The organism is Paenibacillus tyrphae (assembly GCF_024158745.1).
Lineage (GTDB): Bacteria > Bacillota > Bacilli > Paenibacillales > NBRC-103111 > Paenibacillus_G > Paenibacillus_G tyrfis_A.
Window position 1 is genome coordinate 184024 of the sequence record NZ_JAMZAW010000016.1, and the last position, 6639, is coordinate 190662.

General features: G+C 51.8%; 8 protein-coding genes. 2 read left to right on the plus strand and 6 right to left on the minus strand.

The features are described 5' to 3' along the window. Nucleotides 1-18 precede the first annotated feature (18 nt). On the plus strand, nt 19-768 hold the full coding sequence (locus tag NI000_RS23605; RefSeq protein ID WP_253413840.1) for a hypothetical protein: 750 nt from the start codon (nt 19-21) through the stop codon (nt 766-768). A 276-nt stretch (nt 769-1044) separates the two neighbouring features. On the opposite strand, the gene NI000_RS23610 is transcribed toward NI000_RS23605, so the two are convergent. From NI000_RS23610 to NI000_RS23635, 6 genes are all read right to left on the minus strand, one after another. Further along, nucleotides 1045-1194 (minus strand): hypothetical protein, encoded by a 150-nt coding sequence (locus NI000_RS23610; RefSeq protein WP_253413841.1) that lies wholly within the window; start codon nt 1192-1194, stop codon nt 1045-1047. Between the two features lie 6 nt (nt 1195-1200). Continuing rightward, nucleotides 1201-1503: a ferredoxin family protein gene (locus NI000_RS23615; RefSeq protein WP_010500576.1), complete on the minus strand. Its 303-nt coding sequence runs from the start codon at nt 1501-1503 to the stop codon at nt 1201-1203. Next, nucleotides 1500-2795, minus strand: a complete 1296-nt coding sequence (locus tag NI000_RS23620) for an FAD-dependent oxidoreductase (protein ID WP_253413842.1) — start codon at nt 2793-2795, stop codon at nt 1500-1502. The genes NI000_RS23615 and NI000_RS23620 overlap by 4 nt, the downstream gene beginning before the upstream one ends. Next, nucleotides 2788-3813, minus strand: a complete 1026-nt coding sequence (locus NI000_RS23625) for an electron transfer flavoprotein subunit alpha/FixB family protein (protein ID WP_253413844.1) — start codon at nt 3811-3813, stop codon at nt 2788-2790. The genes NI000_RS23620 and NI000_RS23625 overlap by 8 nt, the downstream gene beginning before the upstream one ends. Continuing rightward, nucleotides 3810-4646, minus strand: coding sequence for an electron transfer flavoprotein subunit beta/FixA family protein (locus NI000_RS23630; protein ID WP_253413846.1), 837 nt, complete (start codon nt 4644-4646; stop codon nt 3810-3812). The genes NI000_RS23625 and NI000_RS23630 overlap by 4 nt, the downstream gene beginning before the upstream one ends. Nucleotides 4647-4822: 176 nt before the next feature. Then, nucleotides 4823-5503 (minus strand): zinc ribbon domain-containing protein, encoded by a 681-nt coding sequence (locus NI000_RS23635; RefSeq protein ID WP_253413847.1) that lies wholly within the window; start codon nt 5501-5503, stop codon nt 4823-4825. A gap of 480 nt (nt 5504-5983) precedes the next feature. Here NI000_RS23635 and NI000_RS23640 point away from each other — a divergent pair, with 480 nt between their 5' ends. Continuing rightward, entirely contained in the window at nt 5984-6568 is a 585-nt protein-coding gene (locus tag NI000_RS23640) for a hypothetical protein (protein WP_253413848.1), read from the plus strand. The last annotated feature ends 71 nt before the right edge of the window (nt 6569-6639 follow it).

The following is a 6639-nucleotide window of genomic DNA, read 5'->3' on the forward strand; positions in this document are numbered from 1 at the left end:
ACATCGGAGGTATTTCGAATGAACAAGCATGTATCCCTGATCACCGCGACCCTGCTCCTCTCTGCCTCGCTCCTGTCCGCCTGCGGCTCTGCGCCGGCTCCATCGGCCCAAGCGAACAACGGACAAGCTTCCCCCGCACCGTCCAAAACTGAGAACAAAACCGTATCCGACGCGGCTATCAAAGAAGGAACCGCCAAACTGCTGAAAACGGCGAAGCAGCTGAGAAAAGCGGCAACGGCCGGCGACGAAGCCAAGGTCAAGGAGCTGGGACCTAAATTGGAAGACGCTTGGGGCGCCTTCGAAGACGGAGTCAAGCCGAAATACCCGGACTTGTACGAGAAAATCGAAAAAAATCTCGACCCGGCCATCGCGGCGACCAAAGCATCGCCCCTGAATAAAGAAGTGTTGTCCAAAGCAAACGATCAACTGATCCAAACGCTGTACGAGCTGTCGCAAAAGTTAATTCCCGTCGACCAGATCAAAGCCGGGGCCACTCAAATGCTTGGCATTGCCGGCGATTTGAAAAAAGAAATCGAAGCCGGGAACGAAGCGAAGGTGAAAGAGCTCGGCCCTAAATTGGAAGACGTATGGAGCGCCTTCGAGGACGGCGTGCGCCCGCGCAATGCCGAGCTGTACGAGAAGCTCGAAAAAAGCCTGAACCCCGAAGTGGCGGGTTCCCAGAAAAGCCCTCTGGACAAGCAAGCGTTGTCCCAATTGAATGACGGATTGATACAAGCCTTAAACGAAATGCTGCAAACGATCAAGTAATACGAAAAGAGAAGGATGCGCTCCTTCTCTCAGAGTGTTGAGAAAGTGGTCAATTGAGGTAATAGAGGTGTACGAGGGGGTGGGGTATCTACTTCCGGTCGCTGTTGTCAGCGGGAAATTTTGATTGAAGCCGCTTAGTAGCGGATATTTCCCGCAGACAAAGGCGAACGCTATCGCTCCTCCAGTAGATACCCCACCTCCGTATGTTTCTCTATTTCTGTAAAAATCCACTTTTTCAACAAGCTCAGAGAAGGATGCGCTCCTTCTCTTTTTTGTTCATTCTTCTTCTTTCCGCAGCTCCTCGGCTTTCTCCCAGCTCGTAAACCAATCTTCCCAAACGATGTGACAGAACGACCCGTTGACGGCGACAACCGTTCCCCTCGCCCCGTCCGGGATAAAGATGACGCAATCCCCCACCGCAAACATGTGCAGCTACCCCAGCCGGAAGATGATCCCGTGACCGCCCTTGGGGTATTCCCATTTGATGTTCTGATGCGGGCAGCCAATGCGGCAGCTACCGCATTCGTGACAGCCCTCGTAGCCGACATGCATCCGGATTTCTTCCCACTTGTACACTTCAGCCGGGCAAAAAATCGTACAGATCTTGTCGGGGCACTTCGTCGCGCAGATATCGTAATCGAGCACGTGGAGATGGGAATTCGTATCCGCCTTGAACCGGATCAAGTACTGCTTTTCTTCGATGGTCTGCCCTTTTCCCTTGGGCTGGTCGCTCATTTCATCACCCTCCATGCCTTGAACAAATCTTGGGCGATCTTGAACTTCTCGCCGGCGGTACCGATGCCCTGCCAGATTTTGCGCTGCTTCTCCCTCTTGCTCGTCCCGTCGACGGTGAACATTTCGCCCGCCGCCCGGTTCATGAGCGGGATATATTTTTCGAAGTAATGCGGGTATTTCTCAAAATGATGCGTCGCGTCCTTGTACTTCTTCAAGTCTTGGCCCACGAAGCCGTCCAGCAGCCGGGTGCGGTACTTATCGAGCCGTGCGGCGGAATAATCGCCCGCTTCCTTCGCTTCCAGAATCGTCTCCGCCGCCAGCACGCCGGACGCCATCGCCATGTTCGAGCCTTCGCGGTGAATGGCGTTGACGAGCTGAGCGGCGTCTCCGACCACGATCACGCCGTCTCCGACGACCTTCGGCATGGAGCGGTAGCCGCCCTCCGGGATCAAGTGGGCCAAATACTCCTGCTGCTCGCTGCCCTGAATATACGGCCGCAGGATCGGATGCGTTTTGACGTACTCCAGCAGTTCGTACGGCTTCAGCTTGCGCTTGATCAGCCCGGACAGCATCGCTCCGACGCCGATGTTCAAGCTGTCTTTGTTCGTATACAGCCACGCCGTGCCGAGAATGCCATGGGTGGAATCGCCGAAAATCTCGAACGTACAGCCTTGGTCGCCTTCCAGGCTGAACCGGTCTTCGATAATTTTGCGGTCCAGCTTCAGCACTTCCATGACGGCCAGCGCCACTTCGTCCGGGCGGAATTCCTTATGGAAGCCGAGCGACTTAGCCAGCAGTGAATTGACGCCGTCCGCGAGCACCACGACGTCGGCATACAGGTCCCCATCCGGGCGGTCGGTGCGGACGCCGACCACGCGCCCGTCCTGGGTGATGCATTCGAGCACGACCGTCTCGTTGATCAGCAGCGCGCCCTGCTGTACTGCCTTCTCCGCAAACCACTGGTCGAACTTGGCCCGCAGCACGGTGAAATTGTTGTACGGCTCCTGCCCCCACTCCAGCCCCTTATAGCTGAAGGTGACCGCCGATTCTTTATCCAGCATCATGAAGCGCTGCTCGACAATCGGCCGCTCGACGGGCGCGTCTTTGTAAAATCCCGGAACGATGTCTTCCATCGTTTTGCGGTACAGGACGCCGCCCATGACGTTTTTCGAGCCGGGGTACTCCCCCCTTTCGATGAGCAGAACGTTTACACCGGCCTTGGCTAACGTATAGGCGCAAGACGTCCCGGCCGGACCTGCGCCGACCACGATGACGTCGAATTTTTCAGCCATATTGAGGCACCTCGCTTTGCAGCGCTTTTTGGAACGCTTCGATCAGCAGCGGGACGATGACGAACGCATCGCCGACGATGCCGTAATGGCAGGACCCGAAGATCGGAGCGGCAGGGTCCTTGTTGATGGCGATAATGAGCCCCGAGTTCTGCATCCCGACCAAATGCTGGATCGCCCCAGAAATGCCGATGGCAAAATAAATTTTCGGCGTCACGGTGACGCCCGTCTGCCCGACCTGGTGATGATGCTCGATCCATCCGGCCTCCACCGCATCACGGCTCGCTCCGACGGAAGCGCCCAGCGTCTCCGCCAGCCGGTGAATCAACTCGAAGCCCGCCGGGCCGCCAAGTCCTTTGCCTCCGGCGACGATCACGTCCGCCTCGTCAATCCGCACCCGCTGCGTCGTATCGCGGACGATCTCCAGCACCTTCGTGCGCAGATCCTCTTCGCGGACGGAGACGGCTTCCTCGACGATGTCCCCCTTGCGCTTCGAGTCCGGGGCCAGCCGCTTCATGACCTTCGGGCGCACGGTGGCCATCTGCGGGCGGTCCTTTTTGCACAAAATCGTGGCCATGATGTTGCCGCCGAACGCCGGACGGCTCGCTTCGAGCAGCCCGGTGTCCGCATCGACGTCCAGCTGCGTCGTATCCGCCGTCAGCCCGGTCGCAAGATCCGTCGCTACCGCGCTGGCGAGGTCCTTGCCCGTCGACGTCGCGCCGAACAGGAAAATTTCCGGCTTGTGCTTCTGACAAGCCTCGATGACGGCCCTCATGAACGATTCCGTCCGGTAATGATGGAAGATCGGATTGTCGTACAAGTAGACGGTGTCCGCCCCGTAAGCAATGACCTCGGCGGCCAGAAGCCGGACGCCGTCGCCGATGAGGATGCCCGCCAGCGGCACGCCGCGCTTATCCGCGAGCTTAAGTCCGGCCCCCAGCAGCTCCAGCGACACCGGCGCAATCGCGCCGTTCTTCTGCTCGATGAACACCCACACGCCGCGGTAATCCTGAAGGTTCATCCGCTTTCACCTCCGTTTTGAACGCGGAAGAGCTCTTTTTTCTCCAGCAAAATCGAGAGCAGCTTGCCCGCCTGCTCCGCAGGGGCTCCCTCCAGCAGCTCCCCGCCCTTCGGCTTCTCCGGCGGCCATACCTTGGCAACAATCGTCGGAGACCCTTTAAGACCGAGCTTCGTGCGGTCCACCGCCTCCAAGTCATCCACGGACCAGACGACCGGCTGGTACCGCGCCGCCCGCAGCATGTTGGGCAGCGGCGAATAAGGGATGTCGTTGATGTCCTTTTCGACGGAGAACAGACACGGTAGCGTCGAACGAACGACCTCATAGCCGTCCTCCAGCTTACGGTGGATGATGGCGTAGCCTTCGTCCTTGTTAATTTCGACGATCTTGCGGACGTTCGTCAGCGGCGGAATATCCAGTCTGCGCGCGATGCCCGGACCGACTTGGCCGGTGTCGCCGTCGATGGTCATTTTGCCGCAGAGGATCATATCGATCGGCTTGATCTTGGCAATTTTGTCGATCGCCTTCGTCAGCGAATAGCTGGTTGCCAGCGTGTCCGCCCCGGCGAATGCGCGGTCGGTGATCAGGTAGCCTTCGTCCGCGCCGATCTCGATGCATTTGCGGATCGCTTTGACCGCGGGCGGCGGTCCCATCGTCACGACGGACACCGTTCCTCCGTATCGCTGCTTGAGACGCACCGCTTCTTCCACGGCATGCGCATCGTACGGATTAAGGATGGCCGGCGCACTGGAGCGGTCCATCGTGTTCGTTTTCGGGTTCATCTTGATGATCTTCGTATCCGGCACCTGCTTGATACAGGCGACCAAGTGAAGCATCGGCAGTTCCCTCCTTGTCGGACGCTTCGGTTCTTGACAGCGGCCCGCGAGACAGGCAATTTTCCCCGGGGCCATGTCCATTTTCTCTTTATCAATCTATTGGCTGTCCGCTCCTTTTATTCGGCGATCCGAAAAAAAGAAGCCGGCGCTCGGAGTCTGACTGCGCCCGTAGAAGCCTAAATGACTTGTTTTCGGACAGGGGTTCGATTCCCCTCGTCTCCATTACTGAAAACCCTGTACGTGATTTCCGCATCGTATTGGTTGATATCGGTGGAAGGCTGAATCACGACACGGTCAACGTACTCTTGAAGCACTTGTTTCTTGTCCTCTTCTTCACCGGACAAAAGCAGGTGCTTCTTGTCGTTTATAATCGCTAAAATTAGTGCATCATCCAAAACATTTGTGTTCTGTATTACTTCTGCCCGTTGTAACTCATATTCCAAAGCTTCCTTACGTTGCTCTGCTTGTTTAATTTTCTCTACAACGCTTTTAACTCCGTTTCCAAGTGCTTCGATCCAATTTTCGATTTTCTTATCCAATTCTTCGAGCTCTTTCTTAATTGGCTCGATATCATTTGTAAATTGTTGTTTTTCTTGCTTGTAAAGTTCTTGGACTCTTGCAACGATCTGGGTCGTCCCTTCATCAGAAAAACAATGTTCGACTAACTGTTCAATGGCAATCCGTTCGATATCATCCTTGCGAACACTGGTGTTTCCGCATTTCGATTGGCATTTATAATACGTCAGCAATGTTTTATCGGCACTCTTAGGATTTCGATACGAATTCCCGGCATAAAGCGCTCCGCATTGGCCACAAACAATTTTGCCAGTCAATAAATAATTCACTTTGGCTTTCATCCTTCCACCGGTTCTTTTCCTTTCGATCATTTTTTTATTGACCCGATCCTATTGGTCAGGATTTATGATAGCTGGAATAATACCCGGGATAAAGATTTGTTGTTCTTGAGGTTTTTTCTTGTTGCCATTACGTCTACCTTCTTCATCTTTAGGACTGGACACATCCCAAGTATAGTCGCCTCTGTATTTTCGATTTGAAGCCCATTCCCCGAAGCTATTTTTAGTAAATTATTTAATACTATTCTTGTTCATAAGGAAATTGATAGAAAACCAAAAAGTAAAGCTCAAAATTTATTGGGTAATGTTAACTCTCTTCGTATTGGGAATTCTTTCATCACTATCAATTTTTGTTATATCAACAACCTAAATACATTTTTTCATAAATAACTATTAAAAATACTGATCAACTTGTTTTTATAGTTTTACAAGATTAGAATATATTGTATTAAAAGTAATATTATTACTAGGAGGGATGTATTGATGAAAACATCGTTATTTCTAATCAGTAGTTTGATAATTTCCATTAGTCTAGTAGGTTGTTCGGATAAAACCGATAAACCAACAATCACGGCATCCAACGAAAACATTACAGAAATTAAAAACACACAAAACTACGATGATTTCACAAAATTAATGGAGAATTTTAAAAACAATATAGTTATAAGTGGTTTTTCTTTAATTCCACCAATGAAAACAATTTTTTTAATAGAAAGAGATTTTACATTTAACAAAAAGGATACAATTACTCTTAAAGGTGGAGTTAGTGATTTAAATACAACGCAACAACAATTTATATTTGAAAATAATGATAAATCAATCCAGTTATATGTACGATTCGCTTATACAGAAGTAAATATGGGAAATAACTTGGTTGCTTGGGATTCTACTTCAGGATACGACGGAGCTGATCGTGAATTGTTGGATAGAACTGATATGGCGACTTACACATATAAAAACCTTATTGTTACTGTAACTCAAAATGCAAAAACAACTGCAAAAACTGCTACTACAAAAGAAGCAGTAAAGTCTGTTCTTAATGTGCTAGAAAAGTATTACAGCAAATAGTATCAGCAAACGCGGTTTGTTGGCGGGTACCCCTTGCATTGGGCCTTAGTGAAAAAGCTGTTTTAAGATAG

What these genes read in the sequence shown, in the direction of transcription:
- NI000_RS23605 (WP_253413840.1), top strand. Translation starts at nt 19, where the DNA reads ATGAACAAGCATGTATCCCTGATCACCGCGACCCTGCTCCTCTCTGCC.
- NI000_RS23610 (WP_253413841.1), bottom strand. Translation starts at nt 1,194, where the DNA reads ATGTTTGCGGTGGGGGATTGCGTCATCTTTATCCCGGACGGGGCGAGG.
- NI000_RS23615 (WP_010500576.1), bottom strand. Translation starts at nt 1,503, where the DNA reads ATGAGCGACCAGCCCAAGGGAAAAGGGCAGACCATCGAAGAAAAGCAG.
- NI000_RS23620 (WP_253413842.1), bottom strand. Translation starts at nt 2,795, where the DNA reads ATGGCTGAAAAATTCGACGTCATCGTGGTCGGCGCAGGTCCGGCCGGG.
- NI000_RS23625 (WP_253413844.1), bottom strand. Translation starts at nt 3,813, where the DNA reads ATGAACCTTCAGGATTACCGCGGCGTGTGGGTGTTCATCGAGCAGAAG.
- NI000_RS23630 (WP_253413846.1), bottom strand. Translation starts at nt 4,646, where the DNA reads ATGCTTCACTTGGTCGCCTGTATCAAGCAGGTGCCGGATACGAAGATC.
- NI000_RS23635 (WP_253413847.1), bottom strand. Translation starts at nt 5,503, where the DNA reads ATGAAAGCCAAAGTGAATTATTTATTGACTGGCAAAATTGTTTGTGGC.
- NI000_RS23640 (WP_253413848.1), top strand. Translation starts at nt 5,984, where the DNA reads ATGAAAACATCGTTATTTCTAATCAGTAGTTTGATAATTTCCATTAGT.